The organism is Cyclobacterium salsum, from assembly GCF_010119245.1.
Classification (GTDB): domain Bacteria; phylum Bacteroidota; class Bacteroidia; order Cytophagales; family Cyclobacteriaceae; genus Cyclobacterium; species Cyclobacterium salsum.
The window spans coordinates 209,627-231,799 of sequence record NZ_WNKG01000008.1; the positions used below are offsets into that span (position 1 = coordinate 209,627).

Consider the following 22,173-nt stretch of genomic DNA (forward strand, 5'->3'; position numbering starts at 1 on the left):
TTAATAATACCTTACTTCACAATCGGGAAGCTCTTCCTGGAACTTTCCAACGTTTCGACTACTGATACGCGTATTATAGCACACCAGCCGTTCCAGATTAATCATGTGACTGATGGGATTCAGATTTCTTACACTGGTGCTGGCAATATCCAAATGCCTCAAATCATAGAGCATTTCCAATCCTTTCAGATTGCGGATATTGGTACCCGAAAGGTTTAAATGCCTAAGCCTTCCCAAATCACTGAGCGGATCCAAATCTTCTACCGCGGTATTGGAGAGATCGAGCTCTTCCAGGAAGCTGAGTGGTTGGAGAACGGACAGGTCACGGAATGGTGTCTCAACCAACTGTAGCAATTCCAGCCCTTCTAACCTGGAAATGGCAGAGGGATCTTGTAACGGAACGCTTGTTATCCGCAATTCTTTCAATTTAAAGAAAAGCAACAAAGGTTCCAGGTTGGAAATGTCTTCATTTTCTATCGTAATGGAGGTACTGGCAGTCATCCGGTGCAATGCTCTTGTCTCCGGATTGGAGGTAAGATCGAATTGATTACTAAACAAATTCTTCCATGTGTCATCAAGACTTTCCCACCATAGAGCTAATTCCTCCGAACGGAAAACGATCGTGGCCTTGGGAAGCAAGCTAGCAAGCTCCTGGATTTCCCAATCGGCTACCTCCGTTTGATCCAAATTGATGAATTCTAGCGTCTGGAGTCCTTTTAAAGGGGCGACGGTATTAAGTTCAGTACCAGCGAAGGAAATCATTTTCAGATTATTCAATTCTTGTAATGCTCCCAGATTTCTTACACCACTTTGATCTGCCTGGATGTGTTCCAGGCTCTTCATTTCGGCCAAGGGAGAAAGGTCCTCCACCTGGGTGTTTTCGAAGGAAATATATACCGCATTTTTGAATTTCAACGCAGGCCGCAGGTTGACAATTCGGCTGTCATTGAGCATTAGCGAGTCTATGTTCACAAGCTCGGACAAGGCTTCAATACTTGGCTTACCCTTTCCTAAATTTGGCAATTTCTGGATAAATACCTGATTCCAACCCTCGGGAAGGGTCTCCCACCAGGTTTGGAGATTTTCCACATTGTGAATGAGTAAAATTCCCCGGTTGGTTCTGGCGAAAGCCTCTGCCGCATTTTCTGAAATGCTGGTTCGGTCAGCGTATATTCGCTGGATGGAACTTGATCCGCTCAATGGATCCAGTTGGCTCACCTCCGTACCGTTAATATTGACACGCCAAAGTGCGGGTAGTTCAGCGAGTGGCGATAAATCCAATATATTGGTCGCTTCCAGATTGATTTCTTCCAGCTTCTTCAATTCGGATAAAAATCCAAAATTAATCAAGTAATTCCCTTTCAGATTAAGCGTCTTCAGCTTGGTCAAAGGCTGGATGTTTTCAATGTTATTAAATCCACTTTCCTCCAAATCAAGATGAACCAGTTCGGTAAAATTTTCCAACACGCCAAAACCGGTAAGCGGGGTTTGGACGGCACTGAACACCTTCAAATTTTTCAGGCTACCCAATTCCTCGATATTCGTAACCTCTGTACCCGATATGTCCAGGTAGGTCAACTTATCCGAATATTTGACAAACTGAATATCCGAGGTGGGCGTATGCGCAATATTCAGGTACGACAGAAACGTCACATTGCTGATTGGTGCCAATTCTTCGATTCGGGTATGGCTGATATCAACGTATGTCAGGTTCTGAAACACCTGGATCGGTGAAAGGTCCACGAGTAGTCGGTTTCCGGACAGATTGAGTGAATCCAGGCTGGATACTTTATACAGCATGTCGAGCGAGACGGAATCTTCCTGCAGGTCAAACTTCTCCCGGATTACGGTCTCCCACTCCAGCGACAGGGAGTTCCACCAATCGATCAATTCTTCATCCCTGCTGAGCTTGGTGGTATACATGCTGGCAATCTTGAGCTCATTGGAATCCCGGTCAAGATTAATTTCAATATACCTCCCTTTGGTATTTTCGACGGGTTCATTATTCAAGCCCACTCCGGTAAGGGTCCTATCGAGGGAGATTTCAAAAAACAATTCCTCTTGATCGTTTAGCTTTGGTTCGATTTCCTTGACTTTAAATTCGAACGCCACGTCTTTAAAAAAGAACTCTATGTCTTTGAGGTAAGAAACGATGCTTTTATTGGTGATCACTTGCCTATCTGTCAGCAAGTCATCTTCTACCTGGACCTGTTCGTCTCTAAATATCTTTTTATAACTTTCCCGGATGATTACATCCTTATCTCTGGCAGAAGTTTCACTACTTCCAACGGTATTGAGAAAATATTGCAAAAAACGGACCTGATCTTCCGCCTGCTGGGTAAAATCCTTGATTTCCTGTTTACTGTACCCTCCTAAATCCTGGGTAAAGGCTATTTGGGTACAAAAAAAAAGCAGGATTGAAACAATTGATCTAATTCCTGTCATAGATGTAATTCAGTATAATTTGCTTATCTCCATCCTCTAATTTCATCAGATTGGCAATAAGCCAACCCGTGTTGAAGCCCGGACGATTGAACTGTGAAAGCTCAAAGTACCAGTTGTCAATTTGAAAAAAATGAAACCTGGTATCTTTTACAGTAACAAATTTCAATCTGTCTTTCTTTATTTCATAAAGAAAAAGCGTGAGGTAGTCCGGTTGATAGTCATCCGGAGTATACGATTCCGGCTTGGGATCTTCCACGATCGCCTTCCTTAAGTTCATAAATCCCAATTCGTGACTGAGGGGATGAAGAAATTTCTTTTCATCTCCTTCCGGTTTGTCAAAGGCATCGGTAAAGGGGTCAAAGGAAACGTTTTCGATGACCCATTCGTAACCCAGTCCTTGTGGCTGTAGCTTCAAAAACAATACCACTTCCAGCCTTTCTCCATTATAATTGAAAACGGTATTGACTTCTGAAAACCAATCTCCTCCGTGAAAATTGAGAAACTGCGGATAGGTATCCGAAACCACATGATTGATGAATTCCCTTTTCAATTCATTACTTACATCGGATGTTTCATTATCAAAAAGGATATTGATAAAGGATTTCCTTAGGTCCGTATTGTGGTAATTTTCATCGTCAGGTAGGTACCTGACCGTCCCATCTTTGCTTTCTTCGGCATTAAATCTTCTAAAAAATTGATTGACTTGTTTGGTTGCGGCAGCGAATCTGCCATCATCTATAATCCGCCCGGAGCTGTTCAAGGTCTGCCCCGGAGCGGAATGTATAGATAAGATTATGGTAATTAGCGTAATTAGGGGTACTATTCTCATGCTGATGTTTCCGTCACTCTCACGTCTCCCAGTAGCACATCCCAAAACTCAATGGTTCTTCCGGAAATCTGGGTTTGCTTCTTCTCTACGTAAATCGTAATGTCTTTTTTGGTGGTGTCTCTGTAATTAAGTCCGGCTTCTTGCGAAGTTCCTTCGAATCGTTGGTAGATGGTGATGACCCCCACATACCTGCCGTCAGGTTGTCTTTCCAAATCGCTAATGTAGTGGATATCGTACCAACTGATATTAACGCGATCGTAATTCAACGCCATCAATCGCTCAAAATACCTTCTGATTTTATAGTAGGCGATCTCATTGGTATTTATAGAAGACACTCCCATTTCTGCGTCCGGAGCAAACAACTCTTCGGCTCGGTCCATAACGCGGGTGGCTTCAGAAAATTGCGTTTCTTTACTTCCGATAATACTGATGTACTTACTAAGGTCCTTTACTTTTTCCAACGCAAGAGAATCAATGGCTTGCTTTCTTTGAGGACTTATGCTTTCGTCCTGCGCAAATACCGAGATAGAGGTCGCCAGGAAAAAGATCAAAAGGGATGGGATATATTTTTTCATAATCACTTACTTTCTTTTATGTTTTTTAAAATTATCTTCTTCTAAGTTCTAGTTCGGTGACCTTCCCGGATCCATCCATTCTGATGTCACTGATAAAATTCAGATTCTTTTTGGTGTCTTTGAGATAGTTAAGATACCTTTCAATGGTCGTCGGTTCATCATAATCTTTCACGCCACTTTCCTCATGGATGACAATCAGCACGGGCGTATTTTGATTGGAAAACATTCCCATCGCTTCCCGGATCGTATTATTGGCACTTTGAAGGGTGGAAGCATTGGCCACCGCATCGAAGTAACTTTCCAGTTTTCCGACAGCAACTTCTTCAGCGGAAGGCTGTTCCGGCTCTGGTTCTGGCTCAGGAGCTGGCTCTTCTACAGGTGCTGGTTCAGGCTCTGCCTCAACTACCTTTTTTTTACTTTTACATGCTCCCATGGCTAGCAAAACGAATAGCATCACGGCAAATGACCGTGTCAAGGGAAATTTTAGGTTTCTTTTTTTCATAAGAATTGAATGGTTTTTAAGTTAAATGCAAATCAAGTGCCGGGGTTTTAGTACCACCCTGCTTTTCTGCTTTACATCGGAGATTGGGAAATTTATTTTTGTTTGTGCTTACGGTTATTCTTTTCTAATGACACAAATTTGGCCATGGGTGACAAATTTATTCGTACAAATACTTCGATACTCCCTTTTTATAAACAGAAGATTTGTAATAAATCTTATCCAATAATAGGGAATTATTTTATCAATTACACACGGAATGATCAGTTCATTGTTAATTATCCAAATTGCTACTGAATTACTAAGTCCAGATTGTTAGAAAAGATTATTTTAACGGTCAAATCCTCATTTAATCGAATAATTCCTCCAATTTTCTTTCCAGGGATCTTCCTCGCAGATCTTTCGCTAGTATATTTCCCTCGGGGTCAATCATATAGGTAGCGGGGATGGCGTTGATTTGATAGGTGGCAGCAGCTTCCGAATTAAAATATTTTAAATCCGAAACCTGAGTCCACTCCAAACCATCTTCTTCTATTGCTTTTAGCCACATTTCCCGGGTACGGTCCAGGGACACCCCAAATACCTCAAACCCATCCCCCTTGTATTTGTTATAAAGTCTGACCACATTGGGGTTCTCATCCCTACAGGGCTTGCACCAGCCTGCCCAGAAGTCGACCAAAACATATTTGCCTTGCAAATCCGATAATTTCACTATATCCCCCTCTGGATTGGGAAGGGATATTTCAGGCGCTGGCTGCCCAATAGACAGGGCTCTCAATTCATCCAGTTCTTGCTTCCAGGAAGTGATAAGCTTCATATCCGGATACCGCTCACCCAGGCCTGTTATTAGACTATCCAGGTAGTTAAAATCGGTTCGGGGGTCTAGCATGCCCATTCCTGCCAGGGCAGCGAAACTCCCATCACTTTCTGCGATAATCTCCTTGATTTTCTCTGCGTGGTCCAACTCCAGATCCATGGCTTGCTCCTGGATTTGTTTGATTTTTTCCTGATCCTTATCTGCCATGGCCTCATAGAAGGCGGAGTTAAGTTCATTTCCCGCTTCCTGATAAACCGTCGTGAGCGAGTCAATGGCCACTACCAGTTGGCTATCAGAGGAGCCCGACAGTTGAAGTTCCTCGGTGTTGAAGTCATAACTGACCTGCACGTCTTCCTCATAGAGTGCCAGGCGCACCGTTTTCGCACCAAAAAGGTCCAGTTCGTAAAAGTTGGGCGACTCCAGATCCAAATCGTAGGAAAATTCTCCATTATCTGCGACCATCAAGGTATCCAGCACGTTGATACTGTTATTATCGTACTGAGACAACACCAACTCCCCCTCCGGCCGATTTTGAATTTGACCAGAGATGGTAACCTGACCATCAAACACTTGTTTTTCTTCTTCCCCACATGAGAAAAGGAAGCCCATCGCTATCCCCAGGGAAAAAATATTATAAATCCATTTTTTCATCATCACTGTTCCAATAATTCAGTTAAAATTTTACTGGCAATCTTTGGGTCTGCCTTTCCCTTGGATTTCTTCATTACCTGTCCCATAAACATGCCCATCAGCCCCTTTTTTCCGGACCGGTATTCCAGCACCTTGGCTTCATTTTCAGCGAGAATCGCTTCAATGACCGGTTTGATGGTATCCTCATCACTATCCTGAATCAGGTTTAACTCCTGCGCAATTTCGAGTGGAGACCGCTCCGGATGTTGTAATAATTCAGGATAAACTTTTTGGGAAGCTGCGGTGTAGCTGACTTTCCCTTCATCGATCAGGCTGATGAGTTCGGCCAGTTTTTCAGGACTTATGGGGAAATCGGCAATCCCAAGCGTCAATTCGTTCAAATATGATTTTACAGGGCCCATTAGCCAATTCGAGGCACTTTTGTAGTTTTGGGTATGGTTACAGAGGGTTTCAAACCAAAGCGCAATCTCCTTTTGGTCCGTAAGTACCCCTGCATCGTATTCGGGCAAACCATAGGTGTCAACGAATTTAGAAAAAAGAACTCCCGGCAAAACCGGCATTTCGGCTTTTACCGACTGAAGCCACTCTTCGGAAATGACCACTGGACTCAAGTCCGGTTCCGGAAAATACCGGTAATCGTTGAGGTCTTCCTTGGTTCGCATGCTGCCCGTTAGCCCGGAAGTCGCATCAAAGGTCCTGGTTTCGGAGATGATTTCCTTTCCTTCTTCCAGAAGCCGGGCCTGCCGCTCGAATTCGTGTTCGATGGCCCGTGCTACATTCCGAAAAGAGTTCATATTTTTTACTTCCACTTTCTTCCCCAACACGTTGTCGCCCCAGCGTCTAACCGATACATTGGCGTCGCAACGCAGGGAACCCTCTTCCATGTTTCCATCACAAATCTCCAGGTATTTCACCAGCTTTTTGATCTCTATCAGCAAGTTGTACGCCTCTTCTGAAGAGCGCATATCGGGTTCTGTGACGATTTCTATCAGTGGTACGCCTGCCCGATTAAAATCCACCAGGGTGTCCACTTCTCCTGCCAGGTGAATGGACTTGCCCGCATCCTCTTCCATGTGAATCCGGGTAAGCGCAATGTCCTTTTTTTCCCCACTCGACAACACGATCGGTACATGCCCGCCTACACAGATCGGATTTTTGTCCTGAGTAAGCTGATACCCTTTGGGCAGATCCGGGTAAAAATAATTCTTCCTGGCAAAGACATTTCTTCTGGTAATGGAGCAGTGGCATGCCAAGCCCATTTTAATCGCATATTCCACCGCCCGCTTATTTACCTTCGGCAAGGTACCCGGGTGCCCGAGGGTAATGACGGACACGTTCGTATTGGGCATGTTACCATAAGTGGTCGCATCCGAGGTATACATTTTACTATTGGTGAGTAGTTGGGCATGAACCTCCAACCCTATCACCAACTCGTATTTTTCCCGAATGGCATCAGCTGAGGAAATGGATTTTTCGTCAATCATCGCTTAATCATTACATTTATTGTTCCAAAAATGGCAGAGAATTCCCCCAAAACCAAATCTGGAATAGGCAAAATTATTTCAAGGAATCCCGAAGGATGGCATCCGCTTTGGAAAGCACACGCGGCAAACCTGAGGAATCTTTTCCCCCAGCTGTGGCATAAAAGGGCTGTCCCCCGCCTCCACCATTTATTTCCTTGGCGAGCTCCTTTACCAAATTTCCGGCATGTAGCCCCTTTTCCTTTACAAGGCTGTCACTTATGACAACTGCTAGTTGGGGTTTACCGCCGATATCGGCTGCCAGGATGGCTATCAAGTCCTCCATTTCATTTTTTAACTCAAAAGAAAGCTTTTTTAACGCTTCTCCATTGGGCAATTTAATCAAAGCTGATACCAATTGGTAACCGTTCAAGGATTTTGCCTGATTTTTCAGGCTTTCTTTTATCTCTTCGGTAGCTTTCAGGTGCAAAACTTCAATCTCTTTGCGAAGAAGGGACCGTTCTTCTGCCAACGCCTCGATCGCACCCACCAGATCTTTAGGGTTTTTTAACCGTTCCTGGACTTCCTGAATCAGTTGAGACTGCTTATTCACAAAGGCTTCTGCCTGCTTGCCGGTAACCGCCTCCACTCGCCGGACCCCCGCTGAAATGGAGCTTTCAGAAATCAACTTAAAAAAACCAATCTCTCCGGTGGCTTTTACGTGTGTTCCTCCACACAGTTCTACCGAAAACTCCGGGTCAAAAGTGATCACCCGAACAAAATCCCCATACTTCTCCCCGAAAAGCGCCGTGGCTCCCTGGGCCTTTGCTTCCTCGATGGGTACATTCCGTTGCTCTCTTAGCGAAATGTTTTTCCTGATTTTCGCATTTACGATGGCTTCTGTCTGCGTGATTTCTTCAGGAGTCATTTTCGCAAAATGCGAAAAATCAAAACGAAGTATCTGCTCGTTGACCAAGGAGCCTTTTTGCTGCACATGGGTCCCCAGCACTTTTTTCAACGCCGCCTGCAACAAGTGGGTAGCCGTATGATTGGCTTTGATTCTTGCCCTTTTTTCGTCGTTTACCTGGCAGAAAAATTCATTATCAATGCGTTCTGGTAATTTATCTACCCAATGGACGATCAGATCGTTTTCCTTTTTCGTATCCAGTACCTGAACCACCTCGTTTCCGCTACTTAGGGTACCGGTGTCCCCTACCTGTCCGCCGCTTTCTGCATAGAAGGGTGTCTGGCTTAAAACCAATTGAAACCGGTCAGATTTCTTATCTTTAATTTTACGGTACTTGATGATTCGGGCCTGTGCATGGAGCCTATCATAGCCTACAAATCCTTCACTTTCCTCCTCGTATACGGTCATCCAGTCTCCGGTTTCCAGTTGAGCGGCAGACCTTGAGCGTTGCTTTTGAAGGATCATGGCCTGCTCAAAGCCCTTTTCGTCGACACTTAGCCCATTTTCTCTGGCGATCAGGGAAGTCAAGTCTAGCGGAAACCCATAGGTATCGTACAATTCGAAGGCAATTTCTCCGGGTATCACCTGTTCCTTTTTTACTTCCAGGGACTGCTGGATGTTTTCCAGATTTTTGAGCCCCTTATCGAGTGTTCGGAGAAAGGCTAGCTCCTCTTCCTGAATCACTTTAGCAATAAACGCTTGCTGTTCTGCTATTTCAGGATAAAACTCGCCGAATTTTTCTGCCAAAACAGCCACGAGCTGGTATAGAAAGGGAGCTTTCAGGTCGAGAAAGGTGTACCCGTACCGAACGGCTCTCCGAAGTATTCTACGGATAACGTATCCTGCTTTATTATTGGAGGGCAGCTGCCCATCGGCTATAGTGAAGGATATCGCCCGGATATGATCCACAATCACCCGAAACGCAATGTCTGTTTTTTCAGATTGCCCGTATTGGTAACCGGAAATGGCAGCTATTTTTTCTATAAAGGGTACAAACAGATCCGTATCGTAATTGGATGCCTTCTGCTGAATAACTCGCACCAAACGTTCCAGTCCCATTCCGGTATCCACATGCTGTGAAGGGAGTGCTTTCAGATGCCCGTCCGAAAACCGGTTATATTGGATAAAAACCAGGTTCCAGATTTCAATTACCTGGGGATGATCTGCATTGACTAAGTCTTTTCCCGGAATCCGATCGATCTCCTCCTGAGACCGCATATCAATGTGTATCTCCGAGCAGGGACCACAGGGGCCGGTTTCTCCCATCTCCCAAAAATTATCCTTTTTAGAACCAAACAGGATCTTCTCCCGATCGATCCATTCCTCCCAATAGGCAAAGGCTTCCTTATCCTCTTCCATCCCGTCTTCCCGGTCCCCGCCGAATACGGTCACGTACATACGGTCTATGGGCAGCTTGTAAACATCCGTGAGCAACTCCCAGGCCCAGGCGATGGCTTCTTGCTTAAAATAATCGCCAAAAGACCAGTTTCCCATCATCTCAAACATGGTATGATGATAGGTATCCACCCCGACTTCCTCCAAATCATTGTGTTTTCCCGAAACCCTAAGGCACTTTTGACTGTTAGTTACTCGAAAATGAGTCGGAATTTCATTTCCAAGGAAAAAATCCTTAAATTGATTCATTCCTGCGTTAGTAAACATTAACGAAGGATCATTCTTCACTACGATTGGTGCAGAAGAAACAAATTGATGCTTTTTTGATTGAAAAAATTCAATGAATTGGCTTCTGATTTGTTTTGAATTCATATTTAGTTAGCTTAGAATGAATTACTTGGAAATTATAAAGTTTTTGGATTATCTTTGTACCCAAACACCCAAATAAGTGATTTTCTGGTAGTAATGAAATTATCCGATTTTTTTTTCGGATTACAAAATTAGCAGTTTTAACGTACTATTTGTTAAATGAGTAGAATAAAATATTATTACGATCCCAAAACCTGCAAGTACGAACGGTATGTCAGAAGCAAGTGGGATGTAACCCTAAACCTATTGGGTTTTTTGTCCTTATCATCTATGTTGGCAGTAGGGATATTGTTGGTCTTCCATTATTATTTTGACAGCCCCAAAGAATTAATGCTGAAAAAAGAAAACCGGGAACTGAAACTTTATTACGAGCTGCTCGAGCAGGAAGTCGGGCAACTAAACACGATGATGGCTGACCTGCAGGAGCGTGATGATAACCTATACCGGGTTATTTTCGAATCGGAACCGATTCCCACTTCCGTCAGGAAAGCAGGTTTTGGGGGTTCAGACCGGTTTCGGGAGATTAAAGAGAAGGGTTTGAATCAGGAAAAAATGATCGTTTCGGTTTCCAGTAAAGTAGAAACACTTAAAAGACAGCTCTTCATCCAGTGGGAATCTTACGATGAACTATCTGAAACGGCGATGAACAAGGAAGAGTATTGGGCTTCTATTCCTGCCATACAGCCCATACATAACGAAGAGCTAAATCGCCTTGCTTCTGGATATGGTGTTCGGCTGCACCCCATTTTGAAAGTTAGGAAAATGCATACCGGCGTGGATTTCTCCGCGCCCAAAGGCACGCCTATTTACTCCACCGGTGATGGTGTGGTGGAACGGGTTCGAACCGAATTTGGAGGCTATGGTAAATCCATTATTATTGATCATGGTTTCGGATTTAAAACCCGATACGCACATATGAACGATTTTGATGTCAGGGTTGGAGATAAAATTAAAAGAGGTGACAAAATTGGTTCGGTAGGTAATACAGGGTCTTCTACCGCTCCTCACGTTCACTATGAAGTAATCAAAGATGACAAGTACGTTAATCCGGTAAATTACTTCTTTAAAGATCTGGAACCCTCTGAATTTGACAAAATACTGGAATTGGCTTCCAGAGAAAACCAGTCCCTGTCCTAATATAAAGAAGCTTCTCAAGGCCAGAAACATTTCCATTATGACGGGATATGTTTCTGGTCTTTTATTTTTACCGGCTAACCACTACGGAAAATAGTTACCCGTAAACCTATGTTGTTTGCCGATTAAATTGTATATTTTTGGTGAAAAACTACCTGCAAATTGCCTTACAGAGAAAAAGAAATAGAGAAAAAATACTTTTCTATAGGAGAAGTGGCCGATAAATTCAAGGTGGCTACTTCCCTAATCCGCTATTGGGAAGGTGAATTCGACATCATCAAACCCAAAAAAGATAAGAAAGGAAACCGTAGGTTTACCAAAGATGACATTGAAAAACTTCAGCTCATCTATCACCTGGTAAAAGAAAAGGGTTACACGCTAACCGGTGCTCAGGAAATCATCAAAAAAGACCTGCACAAGATACAGGACACTGCGTCGATGATCCATAGGCTACACGAAATCAGAAGTTTTTTGATTGAAATCAGGGAAAATCTGGATGAGCAAGGAACAGAGCAGTAAGGTTTTGCATACGGTGGCACTAAGTCTGGTTCCCAAACTAGGCCCCAGCATTTTCAAGACCATCATCAGCTATTGCGGATCGGCTGAAAATTTTTTCACGCTTCCACAGGGAAAGGCGGCCAAAATTCCGGGTATTGGACCTAAGCTACTTGCCCACCGAAAATCCAAAGACACTTATCTGAGTGAAGCAGCCTCCTTACTTGAGGTGGCTGCCAAAAAAAACATTCAGGTACACTGTTACCCGGATAGTACTTTTCCAGACCGGCTACGAGGTATCCCCGATGCACCTCCCATTCTCTTTACCAAGGGCAACCTGAATCTTAATCCCGACCGGACAGTAGGTATCGTGGGAACCCGCAATGCAAGCAGGTATGGCAAAAATATCACCCAAAAAATCACAGAAGACCTGGCCCGTTTCCAACCTACCATCATCAGCGGACTGGCCTACGGGATCGATGTGGAGGCACATCGGGCCGCCCTATCTCTAAATTTACCCACCATAGGCATCATGGGTTCTGATCTGGAAACCATCTATCCAGCCGCACACGCCGCCACTGCCGCGCAAATGATGGAAAATGGTGGCTTGCTATCCGAGTTTAAAATTGGGTCCAAACTAAACCCCATGAATTTCCCTCAACGAAACCGGATCATAGCAGGCCTTTCCGATGCGCTTATTGTAGTGGAAGCCGCAAAAAAAGGGGGTGCCCTCATAACGGCAGAAATTGCCTACAGCTATAATCGGGAGGTTTTCGCCGTGCCGGGTAATTTGCAGGCGAAATACAGTGAGGGATGCAATAATCTGATTCGCAGTATGAAAGCCGGGATTTACATGGGAGTAAAGGAAATCGAAGAGTCACTTTCCTGGGACAAGGAGTCCGGAGAGAATGGTCCTACAGCGAGGCTACCGGATACATCCAATCTGGATTCCATTGAGGTTAAGGTGCTGGAGCGGCTATTTGAAAAAAATGAGGCGGAGATCGATTGGCTAAGTCGGGACATGGGGATTCCGATCGCCGAACTTGCGATCAAACTCTTAAATCTGGAATTTCTGGGATTTGTAAAGGCGATCCCAGGAAAAAAATACCAGTGGACCCATAAACCATAAGAAAATCCAAGCCCCTCGCGTAAATGCCTTAAAATGTTTACCTTAGCAAACAACTACAAAAACCACGATCCCATGAAAAATTGCAACTACTTCCTGATTACCCTCCTTTTATTTGCGTTGTCCTGCACGCCCAAAACGGAAGATTCCGATTCCATTACCATGAAAATAGCCAAGGCATATGGTTATGAGCAATTAGATGAGGTAAGTTCAATCGCCTATACCTGGAACGTTCGCAGAGACAGTGTGAATGTATTGGTGAGGGACTGGAAATGGAACATGGAAGAGGGCGAAGTGCAATACCGGGGGCCGGATACCACTGCTAGTTATCTCATTGCAGACAAGACGGCTCAAGTCGAAGGGGTGGACCAGAAATTCATAAATGATAAATATTGGCTGCTATTTCCTTTTCAATTGGCCTGGGATGATGGATACGAGTCGGAAGTGATCGAAAATCAATCCTCTCCCATACATGGAGAAACGACTACCAAGGTGATTATCCGTTACAATAATACCGATGGATACACCCCCGGAGATGCGTACGATTTGTATGTGGACGAGGAGTACATGATAAAAGAATGGGTCTTTCGCCGGGGAGATGGTCCGGATGGCAGGGCTTTTACCTGGGAAAATGTACAGGAATTCGACGGAATTAAAATTGCCCTGGACCACCGGCTAGAAAGCGGAGATAAGATCATTTGGTTTACAGATGTAGAAGTGGCAAAAGAATAACGCTATACTTGTCAAAAGGAACACTAGCCTCCTGATACGTACGCCGTAAGGCGATGCCTGGTTGAATATTATTTGACTACTGCTTGTAAACAACGCCTGGATATCAAGGCTGACGCAAGCGATACACCTAGGTTTGAAAATTTGCCATTTTCACAGTGCAAAATCGAAATGACTGCCATAAAAAAGCAAACCCGTAGTGAAATAGGTACCTTTCGATGGCAGCTTGTTTTATACGTAGTTGCTCAACATTACCGGCATGACGAGCATAAGGATATCCTCGTTTTCACTCATGTCAGAGGGCAATATCAACCCGGCCCTGTTGGGGGCACTGAATTTTAAGGTTACTTCCTTGGCGGTAATGTTATTTAACATTTCCACGAGGAATTTGGCGTTGAATCCTATCTCAATGTCCTCTCCTTCATGTTCGCAGGACAGGCGTTCGTTTGCTTCGTTAGAAAAGTCCAGATCTTCAGCGGAAATCTGAAGTTCGCTTCCGGTAAGTTTCAATCGCACCTGATGTGTAGTTTTATTTGCATAAATGGCAATTCTTCGCAGAGAACCTAAAAATTCCTGTCGATTGATCACCATGTCGTTTTCATTGTCAGTAGGGATGACATTTTCGTAATCCGGAAAACGTTCATCAATCAACCGACAAATCATTTTGATATTATTGAATTTGAAGTAGGCATTGCTGCTATTAAATTCCACTGTCACCGGTACGTTATCCGAAGGAAGGGTTGACTTTAACAGATTTAACGCCTTTCTCGGTACGATAATATTAGCGGTCTCAGGTGAGGCGATGTCTACCCTCCGGTAACGAATAAGTCGGTGTCCGTCCGTGGCCACAAAGGTGGTATTGGTATCGCTAAGATTGACATACACGCCCGTCATAGCAGGTCGGAGTTCGTCGTTGCTGGTTGCAAAAATAGTATTGGCAATGGCACTACTCAGTACCTCAGTGGACATTTCCACGGAAGTGGCATTGGTGACTCCGGGTATTCGTGGAAAATCGGTCGCATTTTCCCCCGCCAGCTTGTAGCGGCCATTGTCGGAACTGATCTCTATACTATAGGTCTCCTTGTCAATGCTAAAGGTAACCGGCTGTTCAGGCAGGTTTTTTAGCGTTTCGATAAGAATTTTAGCAGGAACTGCAATATTTCCATCTTCCTTGGCCTCCACGTCTATTTCTGTCATCATTGAAGTTTGCAGGTCGGAAGCCGTCACCGTCAGTTTACTGTCCTTGATTTCAAAAAGAAAGTTTTCCAAAATCGGTACCACCGGGTTGGTGGTTACTACCCCGTTTATGGAAGACAGCTGCTTCAAAAGGGATGAAGAAGAAACAATAAATTTCATAGGTGTATTTTTTTTATTACGTCAGTCAATTGATGCGCCCGGCCCAAATTGGTGGCCTGGCTACAGTAAAAAGATGATTTCTGATTTCCAAACCGTTGCGTAAGGGCAATGGTTGACTCCCCAGATGCATCCGATGGATTTAACAGGGTAAAGTTATAAATAAAATTACAAATGCCCTCATTGGGATTTGATTAGATGAAATAAAAATGCCGCAAAATTTGCCGTCGTTACTTTTAAACCTGCTTCTTTTCGTATTTTCTTTTCTTAAAAAAATACTGCACCCAGCCGATTAACAGTACCAGCAGCACAGGGAAGGCAATGTTTATGACCTGCCAAACGCTTTTTTGTTGGTTTACTTTTACTTTGTTAAGCGGCCTGATTTGGAATTGCTTTCGTTTGGTAGCCATGATACCCTCCGGGTCCACCAGGAAATTCACTGCATTCTGCAAAAACTCCCTGTTTGCCATTTGGTTTTCAGCAAATGGACTCATGCCAAGCGGCAGGGGTTCTTTTTCGCTGGGGTCCACCCAACTCTTCACCAAATCTGCATCCCCAGCCACCAGAACGCGCCCGGCGTTCCCTTCCGGAAGAAAACTACTGGCGTCAAACTCATCGGGTACAAACCTGTTTTTAAAATACGAAGTAAAATTTCCTTCCAGCAGGTATACCAGCGGTAGGTTTCCGGAAGTAAAGGATTCGACCTCCGGTTCTCCTGCCATGTCCTCAAAAGCAACCCGCACCGGAGCGCTCAATTTTTTACTAAAATTACTACTAAAAATAAGGGGGGTTTTGGTAACCCCTTCCGCCTTTACCGTATCCATGGTGCTGACAAAGCGGAATTGAACTTGATCTAAACCCTTGGTAATGGGATGGTTGGCCATTTTACCTGCCTGTATATAAAAAGGCCAGGGCAAAGGAACCAGCTGCGACTGATCTCCAAAATCTCCGGAAACCACTGGATGATATCCAAAATTCAAATCCTGTATCAAATCCCGGTTGATTCGAATCCCATACCGGAAAAGCAAGCCATCCAATCCGGTGTCGAAGGGCATCGCTACCGTCCCCTCTCCCGCCGCCTCTTCCAGGTTCACCGCCATTTGATCCACAAAAAACACCAGATTTCCACCATGCATTAGATACTGGTCCAGCAGGTATTGTTCCCTTTCTTCGTAGGCTTCCTGAGGACCCGCCACCAGCAATGTCTCAAAAGTAAGCAAATCGGCTACCTCCTCTGCCTGATCAAAGGGAACTTTATAGACTTCATAATCCTCATTCAGGGCTTCTACCATACCGAATCCATTGTCCTCCGCCATTTCACCTTGCCCGATGATGATGCCCACCGCTTTTTTATTTTTCGTATAAAGCCGCTGAAGGGCCTGACTGATTTCGAACTCCAGGTTTTCGATGGAAAGGTTCAGTATTTCATCGGGCCCCATCCCCATCTCGCCTTTAAGCAGCAAAACGCCCAATTCATAGTCCTGACTTCTAAGGACTATCCCTGGAAAAATCATGCGTGAGGTTTGCGCCCCATTTTGGTTACTATATAAGTTAGTCGGGTTGATCCCATAGGCAGCCAGATCGAGGATAAACGCTTCCCTGGATTCACTATCCATTTGTAGGGGATCCTGGAAACGGATGTTGATTTCCTCATTACTGTAATTTTTAAAAGTGGTTAGCGTTTCCTCAATTCCCTTCTGAAACCGTTTCATTCCTGCCGGCAAATCTCCATCCAATAAAATTTCAACTTCCAGGGGCCCGTCCATATTGGCCAAAACTTCTCTGGTAGCGTCGGACAGGGAATAGCGGCCCTCTTCGGTAAGGTCCATCCTAAACTGCCACCAAGACCCCAATCCCCATAACCCCAGCCATAGGAGTATCAGGAATAGTATTCCGAGTACAAGGGGTCGCTGCTTTCTATCCATTTCGTTCTATCAAAATCCAGGTAAAACTCAACCAGGTAAGGATCATCCCCAGAAAGTAAAAGACGTTTTCTGAAACGATCACCCCCCTACCCATTTGCTCAAAATGAAAACTGATGCCCAGTTCTTCCAGAAACAATCCCCATTCCCCGGAGGATAAGGCCGCCAGTGCTCCCAGGCCCCCGTACAATAAAAAGCATAAAAACACCGCAATTACAAAGGCCATAATTTGGTTCGAAGTAAGGGAGGAACTGAAAAGCCCAATGGCCGCAAATAAGGCCCCTACTAAAAGCAAGCCAATATAGGAGCCGAAAAAACCGGCACTATCGATATTCCCAACGGGATCACCCAGCTGAACGACACTGAAATAATAAACCAGTGTGGGTAACAGCGCAAAGAGGATCAACAATAAAGCGGCCAGGTACTTGGCCAAAATGATTTGGTGGCTTTTAAGGGGGGAGGTTTTAAGGAGTACCCAGGTACCTGATTTCTTCTCTTCTGCGACCATACCCATGGTAATGGCTGGTATCAGAAAGATAAACACGAAAGGGGTGTAGGTAAACAGGCTGTCCAAATCAGCATAGCCATATTCCAGCACACTGGTACCTGGAAAAACCCAAACAATCAATCCCAGCGCTATTAAAAAAATACTGGTAATCAGGTAAGCAGAGAGGTTGCTGAAAAAGCCATTTATTTCCTTATATAACAAACTAACCATCTTGCTAATTTTGTGTGAGTCTGTAGAAAATGGATTCCAGGTTATTTTCCTGTTGCCGGATACTGATCAGGTTGAGGCCTCTTTCCTGCACCAGGCGCATCAATTCCAAGCGTAATTGCTTCGGATTTGCACTGGAAAAGACATAGGTAGTGGGGTTAGGTTGGGAATATCCTGAATAGTCCATGCCTTTGATCCAGTCCGGGACCAATGGCACTTCCGTTTCAAACACCAGTTCCCCCTCTCCCTGCCCGGATTTCAAGTGCTGCAACAGGTCCTGGGCAACGATATTTCCGTTGTGAATAATGACCACTTTATCGCAGAGGGCTTCTACCTCCTGCATGATGTGGGTACTTAAAATAAGGGTCTTGTTTTGGCTGATGGTTCGGATCAGTTGCCTGATTTCTGCCAGTTGATTAGGATCCAGGCCTGAGGTGGGTTCATCCAGAACGATAATTTCCGGATCGTGCACCAGGCTTTTTGCCAGGCCTACCCGCTGTTTATAGCCTTTGGATAACAGGCCTATTTTCTTTTTCCTTTCAGCCATCAAGCCACATTGGTCCATAACCATTTGCACTCGATTTTTCAGCACCTTACTACGCATTTGATAAAGACCGCCGACAAACGTCAGAAACTCTGAAATGTACATCTCCGGATACAGCGGATTATGCTCCGGCAAATAGCCAATCAACTTACTGATGACCTTGGGATACTTGTTTACCGAAATCCCATTCACCAATACATCCCCCTCATCCGCAGTAAGGTAGCCCGTCAAAATCTTCATGGTGGTGGATTTCCCGGCACCATTAGGACCTAAAAAACCAAGCACCTGACCTGGTTTAGCTTGAAAACTAACCCCCTTGAGCACTTGCTGAGAACCGAATGATTTGGATAACTGATGAATTTCTATGGACATGAAAGTCAGCTTATTTTAATTCGGGGCCAATCCCTAAACGACAAAGAAATACGATCTAGTACCTGAAAGGTATTTTTCCCCCGTCCCAAACAAAGTGTCAGGACAGGGGGAGTAAACCATTGAACTGCCTTCTTCCCCAAAAGCCCTGTTATCCATAGATTTGCGATCAATCAAATTGGAATGGAGCTGGGTCCGGATAGAATGACAGGCTACTTAGTGCAATTTATTAGGGTTCCAGGGCTTTTACACCAGGAAGCGTCTTTCCTTCCATCAATTCCAGCAGCGCACCTCCGCCCGTAGAAACGAAAGAAACGTCCTCCCCATAGCCAAATTTATTAACCGCAGCGGCAGAATCGCCTCCTCCTATCAAGGTAAACGCACCCTTTTTGGTGGCGGCGACTATGGATTCGGCAATGGCTTTGGTGCCGTTCTCAAAACTACTCATCTCAAAAACTCCCATGGGACCATTCCATAACACCGTTTTAGAAGCCATGATCACTTCAGCGAATTTTTTCCGGCTTTCCGGTCCAATGTCCAATCCCATCCAACCATCTGGAATTTGTCCTCGTTGGGCGGTGCCCTGTTCGGCATCATTGGCGAAAGCCTTGGAAGTGACCGCGTCTTCTGGTAAAATCAGGTTTACATTTTGCTTTTTGGCCTTTTCTACCAATTCAAGGGCTAGTTCCATTTTATCCGCTTCCAAAAGGGAATCCCCAATCGACCCTCCCTGTGCTTTGGCAAACGTATAGGACATGCCCCCGCCAATAATCAGGTTATCTACCTTATCTAATAATTTATCGATCAGCAATATTTTATCGGAAATCTTGGCTCCTCCCATGATGGCAGTAAAGGGCCTTTCCGGAGCACCTAATACCTTATCTGCATTTTTTAATTCCGCTTGCATCAGGTAACCTGCCACTTTATCATTGAAAAATTCGGCTACGATGGCGGTGGAAGCGTGGGCTCTGTGAGCAGTACCAAAAGCATCGTTTACGTAAATATCTCCGAGAGATGCTAATTTTTTAGCAAATTCCCTATCTCCTTTTTCCTCTTCTTTATGAAACCTTAGGTTTTCAAGTAGCAACACGTCGCCCGGGTTTAGGCTGGTCGCTAATTGGCTGGCTTCATTTCCGATGCAGTCTTTTGCAAATTTGACAGACACCTCCAGCTCTTTATTCAATTCGGTAATCAGATGCCTCAGGGAAAATTTATCCTCCGGACCTGACTTAGGTCGACCCAAATGGGACATGAGGATCACTGCGCCTCCCCCTTCTAAAATCTTTTTGATAGTAGGTAATGCGTATACAATCCGGGTATTATCCGTAATGTTATGTTGATCATCCAGGGGCACATTAAAATCCACTCTTACCAGGGCTTTTTTCCCTTTAAAATCAACATTATCGACAGTCTTAATTCTATTGTTCATACATTGTAGGTTTAAAATTTTATCAAAAATAAGGATTTTATTTGGCAGCTGCCCGCCTCAAGCGGTCATTTATGGCCTTTCCCAGATGAATTTCCGGCAATTCCTGCGCTAATATCACTGCTGCCTCGCTATCATCCAATAGCCTCATGGAGGAAAACAGGTTTCTCGCCGCCTCATCGTAATTTCCTTCCTTGCTCAACGCCAGTTGCAAGGAATCCGGTACTTCAGCAAAGGTTCTGGTAAACGACAAAACAGCAAAAACGGTACCCTTTCTACCAAACTTTTCCATCAATTCATCCAAATCGCCTAAATAGACCGGTTTTTTGGGGGCATAGTGGCTTTTGAGCATTCCGGGAGATTTTGGATTACTGCTGGACTGAGGGAGAATCAGCACTTTCCCCACCGTTTCCTCAATATCCGCAACGGAAATCCCCCCAAGCCTGTACACGATTACCTGTCCTTGCTCCATGCCAACGATGGTGCTTTCCAGGCCTACTTCACAATCCCCTCCATCCAAAATATACGTTATTTTATCCCCTAGCTGGTCCTGAACGTGGCTGGCCCGGGTAGGGCTGATGTATCCAAATGGATTGGCACTTGGAGCCGCCAGCGGAAAGGTAAGCGATTGCAATAGTTTCCTGGTAAGCGGATGCCTGGGAACACGAACACCAACAGTATCCAGTCCACTGGTAACCAAATCGGGAATCAGGTCTTTTTTAGGCAACAAGAGCGTAAGGGGGCCCGGCCAAAAACGGCTGGCAAGGGCCGCCAGTTCTTCCGGTACATCCTGCACGTAGTCCATTAATTGACTTTTTTCAGCCAGATGGATTATCAGGGGATCAAATTCCGGTCTGTCTTTGGTCTTAAATATCTTTAGAACGGCATTTTCATCCAGCGCATTACCTGCCAACCCATACACCGTTTCTGTGGGTATGGCCACTAGCTCCCCCTCCGTGAGAAATTTGGCCGCTTTCGCTATGTCTTTTCCTATTTCCGCCATTATTCCTCACAGAATTCGTCTATCCATTCTTTTGCCTGTGTATACCCTAAAGAAAGCGCCATTTTCAATTGAGAACAGCCTTCCTCCTTGTTTCCCAAGGCACTCATCTGGGTAACACCCAGCAGGTAGTAGGCCGAGGCATTCCGTTGATCCAATCGTACCACCTCATTGAGCGTCGCAATGGCCGTCAAGGGATCATTGTTTCCCAATTGGGCTTTCGCCTTGTTGAAAAGGACGGTGGGTTGCTCCGGGTTAGCCCGCAAGGCCATGTCAAAATCGATCAGCGCATCCTCGTACATTTCCAGCCCCAATAAAGCAAGACCCCGGTTGTAATAAACATCCGATTGATTGACATCCAGTCCATTGGCCCGATTATAGTCGAGGAGGGCTTCCCTGAAGGATTCTTTTTCCATCCAGGCATTGCCTCTGTTAAAAAAAGGTTTGTAATTAAGTGAATCGGTTTCTATGGCCTGACTAAAAGAGTCAATGGCTTCATCCCATTGACCCAGCTCAAAAAAAGCCACTCCTCTGGCGTTCCAGGCGGCAGCATGCGCACTATCTATGGCAACCAGCCGGTCAAAATAGCTGATTGACTCTTCGTATTTTTCCCCTTCCAGGGCCGTTACCCCAGCCTCAAACAGCTCTTCTACCGAAGGCTGACAGGAAACCAGTAAAAAAAGCATTGCCAGGGATTTGAACAGGTTGTTATTCATCTCAAAATTTTTGGCAAAGATAAGGATTCCCCAGGGCACAACCCGAAAATTTGAACAATAAAACCAGAACTACCGAACCTCTGCTTATAAAAGTATTTCGGAACGGCTGGTTTTTTCCAACATCCGAAGGATAGAGGCATTGTTTCCTACCAACTCGGAAGTCATGTCAAAGCCAACCCAGGCAAGGTCCTTACTTTCCGGACTTATGATCAAGGGCTCGTCCATTTCAGCCTCAATCAAAAACCGGACATCGTAATGAAAGTGCTGCGCATCGGTAGCGTTGGCCGGTATCAGATGCCGGTCCAGGTCGAATATAAACCGATCCACCAGCCTCAGGGAAGTCAAGCCACTCTCTTCACGGGCTTCATTCATTGCCACCTCCAGCAGGTTTTGGTTGCCATCTGCATGGCCTCCAAGTTGCAGCCACTTCTGTAATTTCCGGTGCAGGGTCAGTAAGGTATGCGTTCGCCTTCGGTTTACGATCCAGGCGGATGCGGTAAAATGCCCCTCCTTTCGTTCCCGGCTAAAAGCCATCGGGTCGTCCAGGAGTGCCAAAAAATCGGGAATCATTGCTTTTTCCTCGTCGAACGGTGTCCTGTAGTTGGCTATAAATTCTCTTAGTAGTCTGTTGTCCATA

Annotated in this window: 19 protein-coding genes; 4 read left to right on the forward strand and 15 right to left on the reverse strand. The window is 45.0% G+C overall.

The window, feature by feature from the left end; genetic code table 11:
- The 7 genes from GJS45_RS15725 to alaS all read right to left on the reverse strand — a co-directional run bounded on the left by GJS45_RS15725 (nucleotide 1) and on the right by alaS (nucleotide 10,010).
- The gene (locus GJS45_RS15725) at nucleotides 1–2,445 is read right to left on the reverse strand and encodes a leucine-rich repeat domain-containing protein (RefSeq protein ID WP_162342817.1); all 2,445 of its coding nucleotides are present in this window, start codon (nucleotides 2,443–2,445) and stop codon (nucleotides 1–3) included.
- Nucleotides 2,432–3,274, reverse strand: coding sequence for a hypothetical protein (locus tag GJS45_RS15730; protein ID WP_162342818.1), 843 nt, complete (start codon nucleotides 3,272–3,274; stop codon nucleotides 2,432–2,434). The genes GJS45_RS15725 and GJS45_RS15730 overlap by 14 nt, the downstream gene beginning before the upstream one ends.
- Nucleotides 3,271–3,849, reverse strand: a complete 579-nt coding sequence (locus GJS45_RS15735; protein ID WP_092174978.1) for a hypothetical protein — start codon at nucleotides 3,847–3,849, stop codon at nucleotides 3,271–3,273. The genes GJS45_RS15730 and GJS45_RS15735 overlap by 4 nt, the downstream gene beginning before the upstream one ends.
- 31 nt (nucleotides 3,850–3,880) lie before the next feature.
- A complete protein-coding gene (locus GJS45_RS15740; RefSeq protein ID WP_162342819.1) occupies nucleotides 3,881–4,351 on the reverse strand; it encodes a nucleoid-structuring protein H-NS in 471 nt (156 codons plus the stop codon).
- Between the two features lie 346 nt (nucleotides 4,352–4,697).
- Nucleotides 4,698–5,819, reverse strand: a complete 1,122-nt coding sequence (locus tag GJS45_RS15745; RefSeq protein WP_394366595.1) for a redoxin domain-containing protein — start codon at nucleotides 5,817–5,819, stop codon at nucleotides 4,698–4,700.
- The gene (gatB, locus tag GJS45_RS15750; protein ID WP_202928097.1) at nucleotides 5,819–7,300 is read right to left on the reverse strand and encodes an Asp-tRNA(Asn)/Glu-tRNA(Gln) amidotransferase subunit GatB; all 1,482 of its coding nucleotides are present in this window, start codon (nucleotides 7,298–7,300) and stop codon (nucleotides 5,819–5,821) included. Before gatB ends, GJS45_RS15745 begins: the two co-directional genes overlap by 1 nt.
- A gap of 73 nt (nucleotides 7,301–7,373) precedes the next feature.
- Nucleotides 7,374–10,010, reverse strand: coding sequence for an alanine--tRNA ligase (alaS, locus tag GJS45_RS15755; RefSeq protein WP_162342820.1), 2,637 nt, complete (start codon nucleotides 10,008–10,010; stop codon nucleotides 7,374–7,376).
- Between the two features lie 156 nt (nucleotides 10,011–10,166).
- Between alaS and GJS45_RS15760 the strand changes: the two genes are divergently transcribed.
- The 4 genes from GJS45_RS15760 to GJS45_RS15775 all read left to right on the forward strand — a co-directional run bounded on the left by GJS45_RS15760 (nucleotide 10,167) and on the right by GJS45_RS15775 (nucleotide 13,494).
- Nucleotides 10,167–11,144 (forward strand): M23 family metallopeptidase, encoded by a 978-nt coding sequence (locus GJS45_RS15760; RefSeq protein WP_162342821.1) that lies wholly within the window; start codon nucleotides 10,167–10,169, stop codon nucleotides 11,142–11,144.
- 159 nt (nucleotides 11,145–11,303) lie between these two features.
- The gene (locus tag GJS45_RS15765) at nucleotides 11,304–11,660 is read left to right on the forward strand and encodes a MerR family transcriptional regulator (protein ID WP_162342822.1); all 357 of its coding nucleotides are present in this window, start codon (nucleotides 11,304–11,306) and stop codon (nucleotides 11,658–11,660) included.
- Nucleotides 11,638–12,765, forward strand: a complete 1,128-nt coding sequence (dprA, locus tag GJS45_RS15770; RefSeq protein ID WP_162342823.1) for a DNA-processing protein DprA — start codon at nucleotides 11,638–11,640, stop codon at nucleotides 12,763–12,765. The genes GJS45_RS15765 and dprA overlap by 23 nt, the downstream gene beginning before the upstream one ends.
- Before the next feature lie 72 nt (nucleotides 12,766–12,837).
- The gene (locus tag GJS45_RS15775; RefSeq protein WP_162342824.1) at nucleotides 12,838–13,494 is read left to right on the forward strand and encodes a hypothetical protein; all 657 of its coding nucleotides are present in this window, start codon (nucleotides 12,838–12,840) and stop codon (nucleotides 13,492–13,494) included.
- A gap of 228 nt (nucleotides 13,495–13,722) precedes the next feature.
- On the opposite strand, the gene dnaN is transcribed toward GJS45_RS15775, so the two are convergent.
- The 8 genes from dnaN to GJS45_RS15815 form a co-directional block, all read right to left on the reverse strand.
- Nucleotides 13,723–14,847, reverse strand: coding sequence for a DNA polymerase III subunit beta (dnaN, locus tag GJS45_RS15780; protein ID WP_162342825.1), 1,125 nt, complete (start codon nucleotides 14,845–14,847; stop codon nucleotides 13,723–13,725).
- A 233-nt stretch (nucleotides 14,848–15,080) separates the two neighbouring features.
- Nucleotides 15,081–16,769 carry a gliding motility-associated ABC transporter substrate-binding protein GldG gene (gldG, locus tag GJS45_RS15785; protein WP_162342826.1) on the reverse strand — a complete coding sequence of 563 codons (1,689 nt, stop codon included), beginning with the start codon at nucleotides 16,767–16,769 and terminating at the stop codon, nucleotides 15,081–15,083.
- Nucleotides 16,762–17,484, reverse strand: coding sequence for a gliding motility-associated ABC transporter permease subunit GldF (gene gldF / locus GJS45_RS15790; RefSeq protein WP_162342827.1), 723 nt, complete (start codon nucleotides 17,482–17,484; stop codon nucleotides 16,762–16,764). The genes gldG and gldF overlap by 8 nt, the downstream gene beginning before the upstream one ends.
- 4 nt (nucleotides 17,485–17,488) lie before the next feature.
- On the reverse strand, nucleotides 17,489–18,397 hold the full coding sequence (locus tag GJS45_RS15795; RefSeq protein ID WP_162342828.1) for an ATP-binding cassette domain-containing protein: 909 nt from the start codon (nucleotides 18,395–18,397) through the stop codon (nucleotides 17,489–17,491).
- 226 nt (nucleotides 18,398–18,623) lie between these two features.
- Nucleotides 18,624–19,823 (reverse strand): phosphoglycerate kinase, encoded by a 1,200-nt coding sequence (locus tag GJS45_RS15800; protein ID WP_162342829.1) that lies wholly within the window; start codon nucleotides 19,821–19,823, stop codon nucleotides 18,624–18,626.
- A gap of 37 nt (nucleotides 19,824–19,860) precedes the next feature.
- Nucleotides 19,861–20,823, reverse strand: a complete 963-nt coding sequence (locus GJS45_RS15805) for an L-threonylcarbamoyladenylate synthase (RefSeq protein ID WP_162342830.1) — start codon at nucleotides 20,821–20,823, stop codon at nucleotides 19,861–19,863.
- A complete protein-coding gene (locus GJS45_RS15810) occupies nucleotides 20,823–21,536 on the reverse strand; it encodes a tetratricopeptide repeat protein (RefSeq protein WP_162342831.1) in 714 nt (237 codons plus the stop codon). Before GJS45_RS15810 ends, GJS45_RS15805 begins: the two co-directional genes overlap by 1 nt.
- An 84-nt stretch (nucleotides 21,537–21,620) precedes the next feature.
- Nucleotides 21,621–22,172 (reverse strand): NUDIX hydrolase, encoded by a 552-nt coding sequence (locus GJS45_RS15815; protein WP_162342832.1) that lies wholly within the window; start codon nucleotides 22,170–22,172, stop codon nucleotides 21,621–21,623.
- Nucleotide 22,173 lies beyond the last annotated feature (1 nt).

Bases quoted from the DNA above. Each gene is read 5' to 3' on its own strand.
- GJS45_RS15725 (WP_162342817.1), bottom strand. From the start codon at position 2,445: ATGACAGGAATTAGATCAATTGTTTCAATCCTGCTTTTTTTTTGTACC.
- GJS45_RS15730 (WP_162342818.1), bottom strand. From the start codon at position 3,274: ATGAGAATAGTACCCCTAATTACGCTAATTACCATAATCTTATCTATA.
- GJS45_RS15735 (WP_092174978.1), bottom strand. From the start codon at position 3,849: ATGAAAAAATATATCCCATCCCTTTTGATCTTTTTCCTGGCGACCTCT.
- GJS45_RS15740 (WP_162342819.1), bottom strand. From the start codon at position 4,351: ATGAAAAAAAGAAACCTAAAATTTCCCTTGACACGGTCATTTGCCGTG.
- GJS45_RS15745 (WP_394366595.1), bottom strand. From the start codon at position 5,819: ATGATGAAAAAATGGATTTATAATATTTTTTCCCTGGGGATAGCGATG.
- gatB (WP_202928097.1), bottom strand. From the start codon at position 7,300: ATGATTGACGAAAAATCCATTTCCTCAGCTGATGCCATTCGGGAAAAA.
- alaS (WP_162342820.1), bottom strand. From the start codon at position 10,010: ATGAATTCAAAACAAATCAGAAGCCAATTCATTGAATTTTTTCAATCA.
- GJS45_RS15760 (WP_162342821.1), top strand. From the start codon at position 10,167: ATGAGTAGAATAAAATATTATTACGATCCCAAAACCTGCAAGTACGAA.
- dprA (WP_162342823.1), top strand. From the start codon at position 11,638: ATGAGCAAGGAACAGAGCAGTAAGGTTTTGCATACGGTGGCACTAAGT.
- GJS45_RS15775 (WP_162342824.1), top strand. From the start codon at position 12,838: ATGAAAAATTGCAACTACTTCCTGATTACCCTCCTTTTATTTGCGTTG.
- dnaN (WP_162342825.1), bottom strand. From the start codon at position 14,847: ATGAAATTTATTGTTTCTTCTTCATCCCTTTTGAAGCAGCTGTCTTCC.
- gldG (WP_162342826.1), bottom strand. From the start codon at position 16,769: ATGGATAGAAAGCAGCGACCCCTTGTACTCGGAATACTATTCCTGATA.
- gldF (WP_162342827.1), bottom strand. From the start codon at position 17,484: ATGGTTAGTTTGTTATATAAGGAAATAAATGGCTTTTTCAGCAACCTC.
- GJS45_RS15795 (WP_162342828.1), bottom strand. From the start codon at position 18,397: ATGTCCATAGAAATTCATCAGTTATCCAAATCATTCGGTTCTCAGCAA.
- GJS45_RS15800 (WP_162342829.1), bottom strand. From the start codon at position 19,823: ATGAACAATAGAATTAAGACTGTCGATAATGTTGATTTTAAAGGGAAA.
- GJS45_RS15805 (WP_162342830.1), bottom strand. From the start codon at position 20,823: ATGGCGGAAATAGGAAAAGACATAGCGAAAGCGGCCAAATTTCTCACG.
- GJS45_RS15810 (WP_162342831.1), bottom strand. From the start codon at position 21,536: ATGAATAACAACCTGTTCAAATCCCTGGCAATGCTTTTTTTACTGGTT.
- GJS45_RS15815 (WP_162342832.1), bottom strand. From the start codon at position 22,172: ATGGACAACAGACTACTAAGAGAATTTATAGCCAACTACAGGACACCG.